Below are 16,072 nucleotides of genomic sequence, written 5' to 3' on the forward strand. Positions count from 1 at the left end.
GCTTTTCATCGCAATTCTACTTCCCTTTCATGAATAATAATCACATTCAACTACATCTTAAGGAGGTTCTTTATGTCATTAACCAAAAAGATATTATTAGGTTTAGGTTTAGGTGCCATTGTCGGCCTTATTTTAAATGTAACATCCGCAACTGTATTTGAATATGCAAATACGTGGGTTTTCGTTCCTCTTGGACAAATTTTCCTAGGTTTAATCAAGATGCTAGTTGTTCCAATCGTCTTGGTTTCTATTACTCTAGGAGTTGCAGGGCTTGGTGACCCTAAGAAACTTGGAAGAATCGGTGCAAAAACAATCACATATTTCTTAGCGACAACAACAATTGCTATTACAATCGCAATCACACTAGCTTCGATCTTTAAGCCAGGAGCTGGAGGTGCATTTAAGACCGAAGGGGTTTCCTATGATGGGGCAACTGAAGCTCCTCCTTTTATGGAAACATTAGTTAATATTATTCCAACAAATCCATTTACGGCAATGAATGATGCTAATATGCTACAAATTATTACCTTTGCTATTTTTATTGGATTAGCTTTAACCGTCTTAGGTGAAAAAACAAAAGGAATACTAAATTTATTTCAACAAGCAAACGAAATCTTAATGTATCTTGTTAATCTCGTGATGAAGACGGCACCATACGGAACTTTTGGATTAATCGCTACTGCCATTGGAGGCCAAGGTTATGCTGCAATAAAGGCAATGATTGGTTATTTCTTAATTGTGCTTGCCGCTCTTTTCATACATGCTGCATTCACATATGGAGGAACTGTTGCATTATTAGCTAAACGTAACCCCATCGAGTTTGTAAAAGGCTTTGCTCCAGCGATTACAGTTGCTTTTAGTACGTCAAGTAGTAGTGCAACACTACCAATATCAATGGAAACTGCCCAAAATAATCTTAAGGTACCTAAATCAATCAGTAGCTTTGTACAACCTTTAGGTGCAACAATTAATATGGATGGAACAGCCATCATGCAAGGGGTTGCGACCATATTCATTGCACAGGTATATGGTTTTGACCTTACATTTTCTCAAATTGTAGTCGTCATATTAACAGCCGTTCTTGCTAGTGTTGGAACAGCTGGAGTACCTGGAGTAGGTTTAATTATGCTTGCAATGGTACTAACAGCAGTTGGTTTACCACCAGAAGGTATTGGTTTGATCATAGGAATTGACCGTTTACTTGACATGACTCGTACCGCAATTAATATTACTGGTGATGCTGCATGTGCAATGTATGTTGCTGAATCTGAAAAGAAACATATGGATGAAGCAGCAGTTTAATAATCAATCTTTCGCGACAGGGACTTTTTCCTGTCGCTTTCGTTTTTTCCAAACGTTATAATAATAGATATAGCTTGTTTAGATTGAGTGTTTGGAGGATTATAAAGATGGTTAATAAAGGCACAGTTAGGGAAATGACTATACATAGTAAGATACTGAATGAGGAGCTTGAACTTATCGTTTATCTACCAGCAACCTTCTCTCCTCTTTATAAATACAATGTTCTCATTGCGCAAGATGGTCGAGATTATTTTAATCTAGGCAGAATTGCTCGAGTTGTTGATCAACTCCTTGCAACAAGTGAAATTAGCAATACCATTATCGTTGGGGTTCCATATAAAAGCGTCGCAGATCGACGTAAAAAGTATCACCCCGAAGGTGAGCAACATCCATTGTATAAGCGGTTTTTAGGAGAAGAACTTGTACCATTCATCGACCGAGAATTTCCAACGTATCAAATGGGACTAGGCAGGGCATTAATTGGCGATTCACTAGCAGCTACGGTCTCACTTTTAACTGCACTTGAGTATCCTCATACATTTGGAAAAGTCATTATGCAATCCCCTTTTGTAAATGACCATGTACTTCACCAAGTTGAGCACTTTGATGATCCACATCTTCTTGATTTGTATCATGTAATTGGAACTGGTGAAACAGAGGTTAAAACAACAGCAGGAAAGGTTGAAGATTTCCTGACTCCAAATCGAGCATTACATCATATCATCGATAAAAAGGGCTATCCTTGTTTCTATGAGGAATTCAACGGCAACCATACATGGACCTTTTGGCAACCTGATTTACCAAGAGCACTTTCAAAAATGTTAAAATAACATGTTTTTTATGGACTATGTGTTCTATCATTTTTTTTTATTTGTTATAATTGGTTCAAACAATCCAAGTACTTCCAGTTGTTAAATGATAAATCATGAGGAGGGCAATAAAATGAAATATGGTATCGTGATCTTCCCGTCCAAAAAACTGCAAGATACAGTAAATTCGTATCGTAAGCGTTATGACCCGCATTATGCATTAATTCCACCACATCTTACGATTAAGAATGCATTTGACGCATCTAATGAAGAAATTAATGATATCACGAGAGAATTAGAGTCCATTTCCAAACAAACAAAACCATTTACACTAAAAGTGGTAAAGGTTAGCTCTTTTTCTCCTGTTAATAACGTTATTTACTTAAAAGTAGATCCTAATGAAGAACTACTTAAATTACATCATGCACTTCACTCTGGTTATTTTGCAGGAGAACCTGAATATGCGTTCGTTCCCCACATTACAATTGGACAAAAGTTATCAAGTGATGAACATTCCGATGTATATGGCCAATTGCGGATGATTAAAATGGACCATGAGGAACAAATTGACCGCATTCATCTCCTTTATCAATTAGAAAATGGGTCTTGGACTGTATATGAAACATTTCGTTTAGGAAAGGAAAATTAACACAACATGGAAGCAAGAATCGTAACAGACAACAAAGAACTAGATGACGCATTCACTGTCCGAAAAGTCGTATTCGTGGATGAGCAAAAGGTCCCTCTTGAAGAAGAGATTGACCAATTCGAAGATGAAGCTACACATATCGTCCTGTATGATGACAATGAACCTGTAGGAGCAGGCCGTTTTCGCGTTCTTGATGGATATGGCAAAGTGGAACGCATTTGTGTTCTAGCTTCACATCGAAAAAAAGGAGCAGGGAATATCATTATGCATAAAATGGAGGAAATTGCCAAAGAGCGCGGGATTTCTAAATTAAAGCTCAATGCGCAAACTCAAGCAGAAAACTTTTATAAAAAGTTGGGATATGAAACCGTATCAGGGATTTTTATGGATGCTGGTATTCCACATGTCACCATGATAAAAGAAATGTAAAATTAAGGAATGTCTTCTATAGACATTCTTTTTTTGGAGGAATAAAGAGTGTTACATCGATTGTTTAACGTATTCATATTTGTCGGTGTTTTGGCGGTTATACTCGGATTTATAGATATTGGCAGAGAGTTTCTTGCCAAAAACATTTATTGGTTTGTATCTTGTCTGTGGATTGGACTTATAGGCAATTGGTTTCTAGAAAGAAGAAAAAAAAGAAGTGAAAACCAGTTTCCTCTTGGATAAAAAAGGGTAAACATGCTCATTCTACCATAGAGGGGTGAGCATAGTGGAATATTTCAGGATTGCATTTGACTTAATAGTTGGTCTTATAGGATTACTGATTCTGACCAAAATACTGGGAAAAACACAAATAACTCAAATCACTGCATTTGATTTTATCTCTGCATTGGTATTAGGCGAACTTGTTGGCAATGCTGTATTTGATCAAGATATAGGAATTTCTCAGATATTATTTGCTATATTTATTTGGGGTGGATTAATTCATGTGATAGAAGTCATCACACAAAAGGTAAGACGTACAAGACCTATACTGGAGGGAAAACCTTCAATCATTATACATAAAGGAAAGATTATTAAAGAACACTTAAGGAAAAATAAACTTGATCTTAACCAACTCCAGCATCTACTTCGTTCGAAGGGTGTTTTTTCAATTAGAGAAGCTGAATATGCCATCTTGGAGACAGACGGTTCCATCAGTGTTCTTAAAAAGTCTCCATATGAACCACCTACTCGACAGGACTATAAGATGGAGGAACAAAAGGTTCGACTCCCGATCACATTCGTAAGTGATGGTGTACTCATTATCGAAAATTTGAGAGAGAGTGGTTTTTCGGAGGAATGGCTCCAATCAGAATTGAGAAATCAAGGTGTCGCTTCATATAAGGATTTACTTTATGCGGAATGGAGAGAAGATGAAGGCTTGTATATTCAAGAATACTAGCCTTCTTTTTAAATACTCTCGTCGAATAACAGACCTTTTCCAGTATATTGAGCCCGAACATTTTCAATATATTGACTTTGTTTTTTTGAAGTTTGCTTTTGTTCAACATGGGGAGGATTCAAACGTTGATTCATATTCAATGTTGCTGGATGAACTTGATAAAGCTTTAATTCATTTGTTTTATATTTAGTGGTACGGTGCACGTATTGAGTGTATTGTTCATTGTTGATTGGTAAAATATAACCCATGTTCTGCCCTCCAGTCCCTCTTCTATTAAATATATTTTGTTATATATACATTTTTTACTATTTAAAATATTCGAAAACAACCTCTTCTTTATGAGGGTCTATTTTAAAAAAGGCCTGACACCTTGCGCCAGACCCACTTTGCTTACTTTTTATTAATCATTTTTGAAATGGTGTTAAAGTCCATTTTTTCATTTCCATTAATAATACTATTTACAATTTTGTCCTCGAGTTGTTTATTTACTGGCTTATTTGCAAGTTTAGAAACCTTTCTAATCACATTACGAACCGTTTTCTCATCCTTAAAATTCGCATTTTGCAAAGAGTTTGCTAGCTGAAATACCTCCTGCATATTCACGCCTGTTTTCTTTTCAATATTCTTAAAAAAGTTATTGTCCATTACGAAACCTCCTTACATTGTGGTATATCTTATGACTCCCGCCTAAAAGTGGTGCAAAGTCGTGAGAAAAAACTATATTCTCTTCATTAAATGGATAAAGTACGAGTCGATTGACTCGTACTTCACTTTTTTAAAAAGTCATAATTAGTTGTAGAAAGAAGCACCTACAATAATTAATAGGATGAACAATACGACGATTAATACAAAAGTTGATCCGCCACCGTAGCCGCCGCCATAGCCGTAGCCGCCATAGCCGCATCCACCGAATCCACCAAATCCGTAGCCCATATTTCGCACCTCCTCATAAAAAGAGTACATTATAAAATATGTTATAAGGAGTGTTTTTGTGCGGACAGGAACATAGGGCATATGCGGAAATTGAAACGAATTACCCTTCTATATTTTTTTCTAACTCTCCCTGTTTTTTAGAAAACCATTTGTCCAGTTTTTCCATCCTTGATTCAAGTTCGTTCTGAAATTTTCTAACTTCTGCTTCCAACTGATTGATTCCCTTTTCATTTTCTGCAGCCCATTTATCAAGCTTCGCTTTTGCTTCATCATGGTCCTTGTAATAGTCAGCCACAAAACGTTCGATTTCTTTTTCAAATTTACTCATGACAGTACCTCCTGGTAAATCTCATTAACTCAATCATTTCATCATTTTTAGCATATGCATGAACATTGATATTCGCATTTACATTTATATACTCATATAGCCATTTATGCAAAAATAGATTGAAAGTGGTGAGGAATTGAAAGAGATTGAAAACCAAATTATTCAACATGTAAAAGTAGGAAATTTTAGAAAGGCAATGGAATTATTTGAACAAGAAAAACCAGCAATTGACTCTCCCACCCATTATGCAAGGCAAGCATGTGACCATTTACAAAAAACAAACCCTCAAAATGCTTGGTTATGGACATGGAGAGGGCTTGATCACTATCCAAATGAACCAATTTTGACTACGATCATGGAAATTGTAGATGCAACATTATCAGCTACAGGATTTGAAAAAGAATGCTCAACTAAAAAGCCAGAATTTGTCTATTCGAATCCTCGCATTCTTCAGGGGAGTATCGAAATTGCCAACCAAATGAATACACTTTCAGAAGGATTAACGAGACAAGGAATTCATTCACATACAATCAATTACTACCCCTATTATTTAAATTATGATTCGAATTACACCTGGAATTTAATAGGCCAACGAAGCTCGAAATCTATTAATGAGAAGCTTAGAAAATTAACAAAAGAGTTTCTTACTCGTTATGACCTTTTTCACTTTCATTTTGGAACAAGTTTGACATTAGATTGGTCGGACTTTCCCTTATATAAGTCTTCAGGGAAGTCACTTCTTATGCAGCATTGGGGTAGTGACGTACGAATATTCTCTAAAGCCCTTGAGTTAAATCCATATGCGTTAACGAAAAATAAAAATGAATATCGAATCAAAACAAGTCTATCTACCCTTTCACATCATATACAGGATTGTGTCGTGTTTGATCATGAACTTTATCAATACGTGAAGGATTTCTATGAAAATGTCCATATCATACCTTCTATGATTAATTTAGAAAGATACAGACCCATTAAGAAATCACAACCAACTAAGAGACCACTTATTGTTCATGCCCCGACCTCTCCTGAAATCAAAGGTACCAACTATATTTTAAAAGCAATTGAATCATTGAAGGATCAATATGATTTTGATTTTCGACTAGTGAAGGGGTTGTCCCATGAAAAGGCAATGCGAATTTATCAGGAGGCTGATTTAATTATTGACCAACTTCATATAGGAAGTTACGGTTTATTCGCTGTAGAGGCAATGGCAATGGGAAAACCCGTTATTTGCTGGATTAGTGACTTTATGAAAGACCATTATTCAAGCGACCTGCCTATCTTAGTGGCGAATCCTGATACCATAAAAGATACGATCGAATACACGCTAAATAATCTTGATATGTTGCCAGGTATTGGGGAAAAGGGAAGGCTCTATGTTGAAACACACCATGATATGGTAAAAAATAGTCAAAAAATGCTTTCACTGTATAGATCTTTATTAGATAAATAAAACAAATTACTTCATAATCAGTGGAGTGACTTTTCCACCGATTATGAAGTTTTTTACTGTTCTATTAAACTACTTTGTTTCCAAATTTTGTTTCGAATAGCTTTTTATTGTGAAGAATTCTCGGATCTTGTGGTCTATATTTAGCTGCTTCTTCATTATGATAATGGGCTTTTTCGAGATCGCCTAAATTATAATAACAAACACACATTTGTAGATGAGGATACCAAGTATAGTAGGCAGGATAGCTAAAACTCCATTTGTCTGAATCAGGATGCAACTCAGTTGCAAGGGTGTACCAGTAAATCGCTGCATGATATTCACGTTTTCTTTGAAAGTTATAACCAATTCTGCTACAAGTTTCTGCACGCGGGGTCTTGGAATACTCAAACGATTGAAATAATGATCGTAACTCATTGTCTAAATCTCCAAGAAAACGATAGCAATCCGCTTTATTTATACAGGCATATACTTTATCCTCAATCCAACCATCTTTTATAGCAAGATTGTCATCATAGGCTTTGATTGCTTTTTCATAATGACCATTCTCTCTAAGTTCATTTCCATAGTAGAAGTAGTCTCTAGCAGAAAACGTATCTCCACGATCAATTTTTGATTGATAGATATTTAGATTTCTCCCCACTGAATGTTTAATTTTTTTATGAGTAACGGATATGTCGGAGTTAATAATGTTTCCATAGACCTCTAAATACTGATGACAGTCTCCTTTCCATACGAAGTTTTTTTCCCTTTTCACAAGACGATTACGACGGTAACGCAATGTGACATTTCCAAACTCATCTGTTCCCGCATCATAATACATCGAAACCGAATCAACGGAAGGATCGAGCGTTTCTTTTAATTCCTTAAGTTTCTTTCGATCTTCTTCTAGCAATACATCATCTGCATCAAGATACAGAATATAATCCTTTGTTGCGTACTTAAATGACTCGTTCCTTGCTGCAGCAAAGTTACCAATCCATTCAAAGAAAAACACACGGTCTGTATACTGCTTTGCGATTTCAACTGTCCGATCGGTTGATCCTGTATCTACAATATTAATTTCATCTACGATATCCTTAACAGTATCTAGACACCTTGCTAATACCTCTTCTTCATTTTTTACAATCATACATAAACTAATCGTTACCATTTATCAATTGCTCCTTTCTATTAATCAATAAAAAAGGTCATTCAGCAAAAAGCGCAGATAACTGCGCTTTTATCAAAAATCTCTTAAAACACAATAACATTTAAATCAATATTCAAACCTGAAACGGAAGTAACACTGGTTGCACTGTTTACAATAGCTCGAACTTGAATCGTTACATTTCCTGTTGTCGTTGCATTATATCCAGCGATTACTGCAACTGGATTTCTGTAAGTTCCTGCTGGGGAATAATGAGTATTAACAGTTCTAGTGTCTACGAGATTACCGTCTGCATATAGTCGTAGGCTATAATTAATAGTATTGTTTGCTGTTGCTACAAACTCAATTGATGCAGCATAGGCAAGTTGTAATGCATCACCTGCTGTTACAGGTACAATAATTGTTCCTAACACAGTTTCTGTTGGTGGTGTTACCGGAATAGCCACTGGTCCCGCAGTATTATTAAATTGGTAAATGGGGGAAGGTCCAGTTGGGCCAGTGGCACCTGTGACTCCTGTGACGCCTGTTGCGCCTGTGGCGCCTGTTGCTCCAGTGACGCCTGTCACGCCTGTTGGTCCTGTTGAGCCTGTCGCACCCGTGGCGCCTGTCGCTCCGGTTGCTCCTGTTACTCCTGTCGCTCCGGTTGCGCCTGTCGGACCTGTCGCGCCTGTGACGCCAGTGGGTCCTGTTACTCCTGTGACTCCTGTTACACCTGTTGCGCCTGTCGCTCCAGTCACTCCTGTAGCTCCTGTAGCTCCTGTTACACCTGTTGCTCCTGTTGCACCTGTAGCTCCCGTTGCGCCTGTGGCACCTGTGGCTCCAGTTGGTCCAGTTGAGCCTGTCGCACCCGTGGCGCCTGTCGCTCCGGTTGCACCTGTCGGACCTGTCGCGCCTGTTGCGCCTGTCGCTCCTGTTGCACCTGTTGCACCTGTGGCGCCTGTCGCTCCTGTTGCGCCTGTCGCTCCTGTTGCGCCTGTGGCTCCCGTGGCTCCTGTTGATCCAGTTGCACCTGTTGCGCCTGTTGCACCTGTTACTCCAGTGGCTCCGGTGGCTCCAGTTGGTCCTGTTGGTCCTGTTGATCCTGTTGATCCAGTGGCTCCTGTTGCGCCTGTTGATCCAGTTGCACCTGTTACTCCGGTGGCTCCAGTTGGTCCTGTTACGCCTGTAACGCCTGTTGCTCCTGTTGCACCCGTGGCTCCTGTTGGTCCTGTGACTCCTGTCGCACCTGTGGCTCCTGTTGCGCCTGTTGCGCCTGTCGCTCCTGTTGCGCCTGTTGCGCCTGTTACTCCCGTGGCTCCCGTTGCACCAGTTACTCCTGTCGCGCCTGTTACACCTGTTGGTCCTGTTGAGCCTGTTGCACCTGTGGCTCCCGTGACTCCTGTTGCTCCAGTGGCGCCTGTTGCACCTGTGGCTCCCGTTGAGCCTGTTGCACCTGTTACTCCTGTGACGCCTGTGGCTCCAGTTGCACCCGTGACTCCGGTGGCTCCTGTAGCTCCAGTGGCGCCTGTTGCTCCTGTTGCACCTGTGGCTCCCGTTGGTCCTGTCGCACCTGTGACTCCTGTGACGCCAGTGGGTCCTGTTACTCCTGTTACTCCTGTGACGCCAGTGGGTCCTGTTGGACCTGTTGCTCCTGTGGCTCCCGTGACTCCTGTTGCTCCCGTGACTCCTGTTGCTCCAGTGGCGCCTGTTGCTCCTGTGGCTCCCGTTGGTCCTGTTGCACCTGTGACTCCTGTGACGCCAGTGGGTCCTGTTACTCCTGTTGCACCTGTGACTCCAGTTGCACCTGTTGCTCCGGTTGGTCCTGTCGCACCTGTGACTCCTGTTACGCCTGTAACGCCTGTTGCACCTGTGGCTCCGGTTGCACCCGTGACTCCAGTGGCTCCCGTTGGTCCTGTGACTCCTGTCGCACCTGTTGCGCCTGTTGCACCTGTGGCTCCTGTGGCTCCTGTGGCTCCCGTTGCACCTGTCGCTCCGGTTGCGCCTGTTGCACCTGTCGCTCCTGTGGCTCCTGTCGCTCCGGTGACGCCTGTTGGTCCTGTTGCGCCTGTGGCTCCGGTTGCACCTGTTGGTCCTGTTGCGCCTGTGGCACCTGTTGCTCCTGTGGCGCCTGTTGATCCAGTTGCACCTGTGACTCCCGTGGCTCCCGTTGGTCCAGTTGGTCCAGTTGGTCCAGTTGCTCCTGTGGCGCCTGCTGGTCCTGTGACACCTGTTGATCCTGTCGCACCTGTGACTCCTGTTACGCCTGTAACGCCTGTTGCACCTGTGGCTCCGGTTGCACCCGTGACTCCAGTGGCTCCCGTTGGTCCTGTGACTCCTGTCGCACCTGTGGCTCCTGTGGCTCCCGTTGCACCTGTCGCTCCGGTTGCGCCTGTTGCACCTGTCGCTCCTGTGACTCCTGTCGCTCCGGTGACGCCTGTTGGTCCAGTTGAGCCTGTTGCCCCAGTTGCTCCAGTTACACCTGTGGCTCCGGTTGCACCTGTTGGTCCCGTTGGTCCTGTTGCGCCTGTGACCCCTGTTGGTCCTGTTACTCCTGTGACTCCAGTTGCACCAGTTGGTCCTGTTGGACCTGTCGCGCCTGTGGCTCCAGTGGCGCCTGTTGCACCTGTTGCGCCTGTTGCACCTGTTGCGCCTGTTGCTCCTGTGGCTCCTGTTGCACCTGTGGCTCCTGTCGCTCCTGTTGCACCTGTGGCTCCTGTGGCTCCGGTTGCTCCTGTGGCTCCTGTTGAGCCTGTTGCTCCTGTTGATCCTGTCGCTCCGGTTGCGCCTGTTGCACCTGTCGGACCTGTCGCGCCTGTGGCACCTGTCGCACCTGTGGCACCCGTTGCTCCCGTTGGTCCTGTTGCACCTGTGACTCCTGTGACTCCTGTCGCACCTGTGACTCCTGTTACACCTGTTGCGCCTGTGGCTCCTGTGGCTCCGGTTGCACCTGTGGCTCCTGTCGCACCTGTGGCTCCCGTTGCACCTGTCGCTCCTGTCGCTCCGGTTGCGCCTGTTGCGCCTGTCGCTCCCGTTGCGCCTGTTGCACCTGTTGCTCCTGTTGCTCCTGTGGCTCCTGTGGCTCCTGTTGCACCTGTGGCTCCTGTCGCACCTGTGACTCCTGTTACACCTGTTGCGCCTGTGGCTCCTGTTGATCCTGTGGCTCCTGTGGCACCTGTTGCACCTGTTGCACCCGTGGCTCCTGTGGCACCCGTGGCTCCCGTTGCACCAGTTACTCCTGTCGCTCCTGTGGCTCCCGTTGCACCTGTTACTCCCGTGGCTCCCGTTGGTCCAGTTGATCCTGTTGCTCCTGTGGCTCCTGTGGCTCCCGTTGCGCCTGTGGCACCTGTCGCACCTGTCGCACCTGTGGCACCCGTTGCTCCCGTTGGTCCTGTGACTCCTGTGACTCCTGTGACTCCTGTGACTCCTGTGACTCCTGTGACTCCAGTTGCTCCTGTTGGTCCGGTCGCACCTGTGACTCCGGTTGGTCCGGTCGCACCTGTGACTCCGGTTGGTCCGGTAACGCCTGTTGGTCCTGTTGGACCTGTCGCACCTGTGGCTCCCGTTGGTCCTGTGACTCCGGTGGCTCCAGTGACGCCTGTTGCTCCTGTTGCACCCGTGGCTCCTGTTGCACCCGTGGCTCCTGTTGCACCCGTGGCTCCCGTTGCACCAGTTACTCCTGTCGCTCCTGTGGCTCCCGTTGCACCTGTTACTCCCGTGGCTCCCGTTGGTCCAGTTGATCCTGTTGCTCCTGTGGCTCCTGTGGCTCCCGTTGCGCCTGTTGATCCTGTTGCACCTGTGGCTCCCGTGACTCCTGTTGTTCCAGTGGCGCCTGTTGGACCTGTTGCTCCTGTGGCGCCTGTTGCTCCCGTTGGTCCTGTGACTCCGGTGGCTCCAGTGACGCCTGTGGCGCCTGTTGCACCCGTAACTCCAGTGGCTCCCGTTGGTCCTGTGACTCCTGTCGCACCTGTGACTCCTGTTACACCTGTTGCGCCTGTGGCTCCCGTGGCGCCTGTTACACCTGTTGATCCAGTTGCTCCTGTTGGTCCGGTCGCACCTGTGACTCCGGTTGCTCCAGTAACGCCTGTTGCTCCAGTAACGCCTGTTGCTCCTGTGGCGCCTGTGGCTCCAGTTGGTCCAGTTGATCCTGTCGCACCCGTGGCGCCTGTTGCTCCGGTTGCTCCTGTTACTCCTGTCGCTCCGGTTGCACCTGTGGCACCTGTCGTACCTGTGGCTCCCGTTGATCCTGTTGCTCCTGTTACTCCTGTGACGCCTGTGGCTCCTGTGGCTCCTGTGACTCCCGTTGCGCCTGTTGGACCTGTGGCTCCTGTTGCACCTGTGGCTCCTGTTGCGCCTGTTGATCCAGTTGCACCTGTGACTCCCGTGGCGCCTGTTGATCCAGTTGCTCCTGTTGGTCCGGTCGCACCTGTGACTCCGGTTGCTCCTGTGGCTCCAGTTGGGCCCGTTATTCCAATTCCCTCAGCAGTCAGCATCGCCACATCATCTACTAGTACATCTGAGCTTCCTACCTGAGGTAGCTTAACGATTGCAACAAGTGCTTGCGTACTACCAATTGGTGCTGCAGTGGTATTTTCATATATTTCCAGCCATTGATTATTTTCTACATTAGGTAACCTATTTTCATTGATATTTGTAATTAACCCGTATCCAAGGAGATTTAGCGAATCATCATAATAAGCAATGGAAATACTTATCATGGGGCTCTCTGACTCTCCAACCTTTGCGAGCGAAGTGAAAAACTCATATTGCACACCTCCTTGAACTGGAACATATTGAACTAAAAATGCAACAGAATCTCCACCTGTTAATCTTGCAGAATAATAACCAGAATGTGAAAATTCACTTGTTAATTCAGTATTCAAAGCAATCCAAGGCATAAGTGAAAAGTCTTCAAATCCACCATTTATAATTTGGTCAATAATAGACAAACCCATCACCTCCTAATTTTTTACTAGTAATATATCTCAGTCAGTTGTCATTAGTGATGTTCAAACATACAGTATTGTACGGGTTCACAACACGATTTGACAGGACTCTTACCTCTAGTGAAAAACACATTCTCAGAATTTTAAATAAAACCCTTATGTGCATTACAATTTCAGATTTACTTAAATACTGTAAAACAAATTTCATAACAATGACGGTGGTATTAACTTTTCTCTCAAAGAAATAGAGGCATGGAGAAACTTCCCCATGCCCTTTACTTCTATTCCACCCTTATAATAGTTAATGCAGCTCCAGTTGATCCTCCACCGAGTAAGGTTGCACCAAGTAATACGAGTAATTCAAGAGAAATGGTATCTCCAGCAGTTAGGTTAACAATTACATCATTGTTAAATTGAGATAGAGAAAGAAGTGGAGTAACTACAGATCCTGCTAATGGATTACCATTTAATAATATTCTTGAAGTACCTGCTATTGCAGCTGTTGTATTGATTTGGTATGTGATATAGTAACGTCCATCAGCTGGAACAGTAAATACGGTATTTGTTCCGTCTACTGTGAAACCATCTAGATTTTGGTTCTGTGGAAGTGGAATAACATCTCCACCGAGTTGAACTACAAAACCAGTAGTATTTGATGCAAACATTGAATTAGCCGTGACTGAAGTTCCAGTTGCACCTGTTGGGCCAGTTGCTCCTGTTGCGCCTGTGGCTCCTGTGGCTCCTGTTGCACCTGTTGCACCTGTCGCTCCTGTTGCACCTGTGGCTCCTGTTGCACCTGTAGCTCCTGTTACACCTGTCGCTCCCGTTGCACCTGTCGCTCCTGTCGCTCCGGTTGCGCCTGTTGCGCCTGTCGCTCCAGTCACTCCTGTAGCTCCTGTTGCGCCTGTCGCTCCCGTTGCACCTGTCGCTCCCGTTGCGCCTGTTGCACCTGTGGCTCCTGTAGCTCCTGTTGCACCTGTGGCTCCTGTTGCACCTGTGGCTCCTGTTGCGCCTGTCGCTCCTGTCGCTCCTGTCGCTCCGGTTGCGCCTGTTGCACCTGTTGCACCTGTTGCACCTGTTGCACCTGTTGCGCCTGTCGCTCCCGTTGCACCTGTCGCTCCTGTCGCTCCGGTTGCGCCTGTTGCGCCTGTCGCTCCCGTTGCGCCTGTTGCACCTGTTGCTCCTGTGGCACCTGTTGCACCTGTGGCTCCGGTTGCACCTGTTGCACCTGTTGCGCCTGTCGCTCCGGTTGCACCTGTGGCTCCTGTGACTCCGGTTGCACCTGTGGCTCCTGTCGCACCTGTGGCTCCCGTTGCACCTGTCGCTCCGGTTGCACCTGTTGCGCCTGTCGCTCCGGTTGCACCTGTCGCTCCTGTGGCTCCGGTTGCTCCGGTTACACCTGTGGCTCCGGTTGCGCCTGTCGCACCTGTTACACCTGTTGCGCCTGTTGCGCCTGTTGCACCTGTTGCACCTGTTGCGCCTGTCGCTCCGGTTGCTCCTGTGGCTCCTGTGGCTCCTGTTGCTCCGGTTGCACCTGTGGCTCCTGTTGCACCTGTGGCTCCGGTTGCGCCTGTCGCACCTGTTACACCTGTTGCGCCTGTTGCTCCTGTTGCTCCTGTTGCTCCGGTTGCACCTGTGGCTCCTGTCGCTCCTGTGGCTCCCGTTGCACCTGTCGCTCCGGTTGCTCCGGTTGCACCTGTGGCTCCGGTTGCGCCTGTTGCGCCTGTTGCTCCTGTTGCTCCGGTTGCACCTGTGGCTCCTGTCGCTCCGGTTGCGCCTGTTGCTCCTGTTGCTCCGGTTGCACCTGTGGCTCCTGTCGCTCCTGTGGCTCCCGTTGCACCTGTCGCTCCTGTCGCTCCTGTCGCTCCGGTTGCTCCTGTCGCTCCCGTTGCGCCTGTTGCACCTGTTGCGCCTGTTGCGCCTGTTGCTCCTGTGGCTCCCGTTGCGCCTGTTGCACCTGTTGCTCCTGTGGCTCCGGTTGCACCTGTTGTACCTGTCGCACCTGTCGCACCTGTTGCGCCTGTCGCTCCTGTTGCGCCTGTCGCTCCTGTTGCGCCTGTCGCTCCTGTTGCGCCTGTCGCTCCTGTTGCCCCTGTCGCTCCTGTTGCGCCTGTCGCTCCTGTCGCGCCTGTTGCGCCTGTGGCTCCTGTCGCTCCTGTTGCGCCTGTTGCGCCTGTCGCTCCTGTCACTCCAGTTGCGCCTGTGGCTCCTGTTGGACCTGTGGCTCCCGTTGCACCTGTTGCTCCTGTTGCGCCTGTCGCGCCTGTCACTCCAGTTGCTCCTGTTGCGCCTGTTGCACCTGTTGCTCCTGTGGCTCCGGTTGCACCTGTTGCTCCTGTAGCTCCTGTCGCTCCTGTCGCTCCTGTGGCTCCTGTTGCGCCTGTCGCTCCTGTTGCGCCTGTAGCTCCTGTTGCGCCTGTAGCTCCTGTTGCGCCTGTGGCTCCGGTTGCTCCTGTCGCTCCTGTCGCACCTGTTGCTCCTGTTGCACCTGTAGCTCCTGTCGCTCCTGTTGCACCAGTTGGACCTGTCGGACCTGTCGGACCTGTCGGACCTGTCGCTCCAGTTGCTCCGGTAGCTCCTTGACCAGTTCCTACTAATAGTTGAACATCATCAACCACTACATCTGATGATCCAACTCTCGGGAGATTGTTTACTAGAACTAATGCCTGTGTTGCTCCCGCTGGTGCAGGTGTAGTAGTTTGATAGACTTCCAACCAAGTATTATTATCAAGAACGTTTGGTATACGATCTTCATCGATTACGGTAATAAGACCGTATCCGAGAAAGTTAAATGCTGCATCATAATATCCAACAGATAAGGTAATTGGCGAACTTAGAGCCGCACCTACTCTTGCAAGTGACGCAAGCAACTCATAACTTTCTCCTGGGTTAACCTGAACGATTTGATAAATATATCCGTTTTCAAAAACACCTTCTAATCTAGCTGAATAATAACCACTGTGGGAAAAGTCTCTAGTAACGAAAGCGTTAAAAGCTACCCATGGTGAAAGTTCTCCTGTTTCAAAACTACCATTTATTATTCTGTCTTCTATACTCAATGTCACTCCTCCTTTACTTTTTATAGCACTCTCAATTAAGAGTACTCAAAAACATTTTATGTAGAGGAAAAATAACA

The 16,072-nt window shown here is 45.8% G+C and carries 14 protein-coding genes; 7 read left to right on the plus strand and 7 right to left on the minus strand.

The window, feature by feature from the left end; translation table 11 throughout:
* The first annotated feature begins 72 nt into the window (after positions 1–72).
* From ACWPVE_RS02005 to ACWPVE_RS02030, 6 genes are all read left to right on the plus strand, one after another.
* A complete protein-coding gene (locus ACWPVE_RS02005; RefSeq protein WP_453990393.1) occupies positions 73–1,302 on the plus strand; it encodes a dicarboxylate/amino acid:cation symporter in 1,230 nt (409 codons plus the stop codon).
* Positions 1,303–1,409: 107 nt separating this feature from the next.
* Positions 1,410–2,132, plus strand: coding sequence for an alpha/beta hydrolase (locus ACWPVE_RS02010; RefSeq protein WP_453990394.1), 723 nt, complete (start codon positions 1,410–1,412; stop codon positions 2,130–2,132).
* A gap of 112 nt (positions 2,133–2,244) precedes the next feature.
* Positions 2,245–2,760 (plus strand): YjcG family protein, encoded by a 516-nt coding sequence (locus ACWPVE_RS02015; protein WP_453990395.1) that lies wholly within the window; start codon positions 2,245–2,247, stop codon positions 2,758–2,760.
* A gap of 6 nt (positions 2,761–2,766) precedes the next feature.
* On the plus strand, positions 2,767–3,189 hold the full coding sequence (locus tag ACWPVE_RS02020; RefSeq protein WP_453990396.1) for a GNAT family N-acetyltransferase: 423 nt from the start codon (positions 2,767–2,769) through the stop codon (positions 3,187–3,189).
* Between the two features lie 48 nt (positions 3,190–3,237).
* Positions 3,238–3,432 carry a hypothetical protein gene (locus tag ACWPVE_RS02025; protein ID WP_453990397.1) on the plus strand — a complete coding sequence of 65 codons (195 nt, stop codon included), beginning with the start codon at positions 3,238–3,240 and terminating at the stop codon, positions 3,430–3,432.
* A 40-nt stretch (positions 3,433–3,472) separates the two neighbouring features.
* Entirely contained in the window at positions 3,473–4,150 is a 678-nt protein-coding gene (locus ACWPVE_RS02030; protein WP_453990832.1) for a DUF421 domain-containing protein, read from the plus strand.
* Between the two features lie 8 nt (positions 4,151–4,158).
* On the opposite strand, the gene ACWPVE_RS02035 is transcribed toward ACWPVE_RS02030, so the two are convergent.
* The 4 genes from ACWPVE_RS02035 to ACWPVE_RS02050 all read right to left on the minus strand — a co-directional run bounded on the left by ACWPVE_RS02035 (position 4,159) and on the right by ACWPVE_RS02050 (position 5,411).
* On the minus strand, positions 4,159–4,398 hold the full coding sequence (locus tag ACWPVE_RS02035; RefSeq protein WP_453990398.1) for a hypothetical protein: 240 nt from the start codon (positions 4,396–4,398) through the stop codon (positions 4,159–4,161).
* A gap of 142 nt (positions 4,399–4,540) precedes the next feature.
* Positions 4,541–4,795 (minus strand): stage VI sporulation protein F, encoded by a 255-nt coding sequence (locus ACWPVE_RS02040; RefSeq protein WP_453990399.1) that lies wholly within the window; start codon positions 4,793–4,795, stop codon positions 4,541–4,543.
* Between the two features lie 144 nt (positions 4,796–4,939).
* A complete protein-coding gene (locus tag ACWPVE_RS02045) occupies positions 4,940–5,083 on the minus strand; it encodes a YjcZ family sporulation protein (protein WP_453990400.1) in 144 nt (47 codons plus the stop codon).
* 100 nt (positions 5,084–5,183) lie between these two features.
* Positions 5,184–5,411 (minus strand): hypothetical protein, encoded by a 228-nt coding sequence (locus ACWPVE_RS02050; protein ID WP_453990401.1) that lies wholly within the window; start codon positions 5,409–5,411, stop codon positions 5,184–5,186.
* Between the two features lie 136 nt (positions 5,412–5,547).
* Here ACWPVE_RS02050 and ACWPVE_RS02055 point away from each other — a divergent pair, with 136 nt between their 5' ends.
* Positions 5,548–6,867, plus strand: a complete 1,320-nt coding sequence (locus ACWPVE_RS02055) for a glycosyltransferase family 4 protein (RefSeq protein ID WP_453990402.1) — start codon at positions 5,548–5,550, stop codon at positions 6,865–6,867.
* 64 nt (positions 6,868–6,931) lie between these two features.
* Here the strand turns inward: ACWPVE_RS02055 and ACWPVE_RS02060 are convergent, their stop codons facing one another.
* The 3 genes from ACWPVE_RS02060 to ACWPVE_RS02070 form a co-directional block, all read right to left on the minus strand.
* Complete coding sequence (locus tag ACWPVE_RS02060; RefSeq protein ID WP_453990403.1) at positions 6,932–8,017, minus strand: glycosyltransferase; 1,086 nt, start codon at positions 8,015–8,017, stop codon at positions 6,932–6,934.
* A gap of 83 nt (positions 8,018–8,100) precedes the next feature.
* Positions 8,101–12,939, minus strand: coding sequence for an NTTRR-F1 domain (locus ACWPVE_RS02065; protein WP_453990404.1), 4,839 nt, complete (start codon positions 12,937–12,939; stop codon positions 8,101–8,103).
* A 278-nt stretch (positions 12,940–13,217) separates the two neighbouring features.
* A complete protein-coding gene (locus tag ACWPVE_RS02070) occupies positions 13,218–15,995 on the minus strand; it encodes an NTTRR-F1 domain (protein ID WP_453990405.1) in 2,778 nt (925 codons plus the stop codon).
* Between the last annotated feature and the right edge of the window lie 77 nt (positions 15,996–16,072).

The organism is Bacillus nitroreducens, from assembly GCF_964021195.1.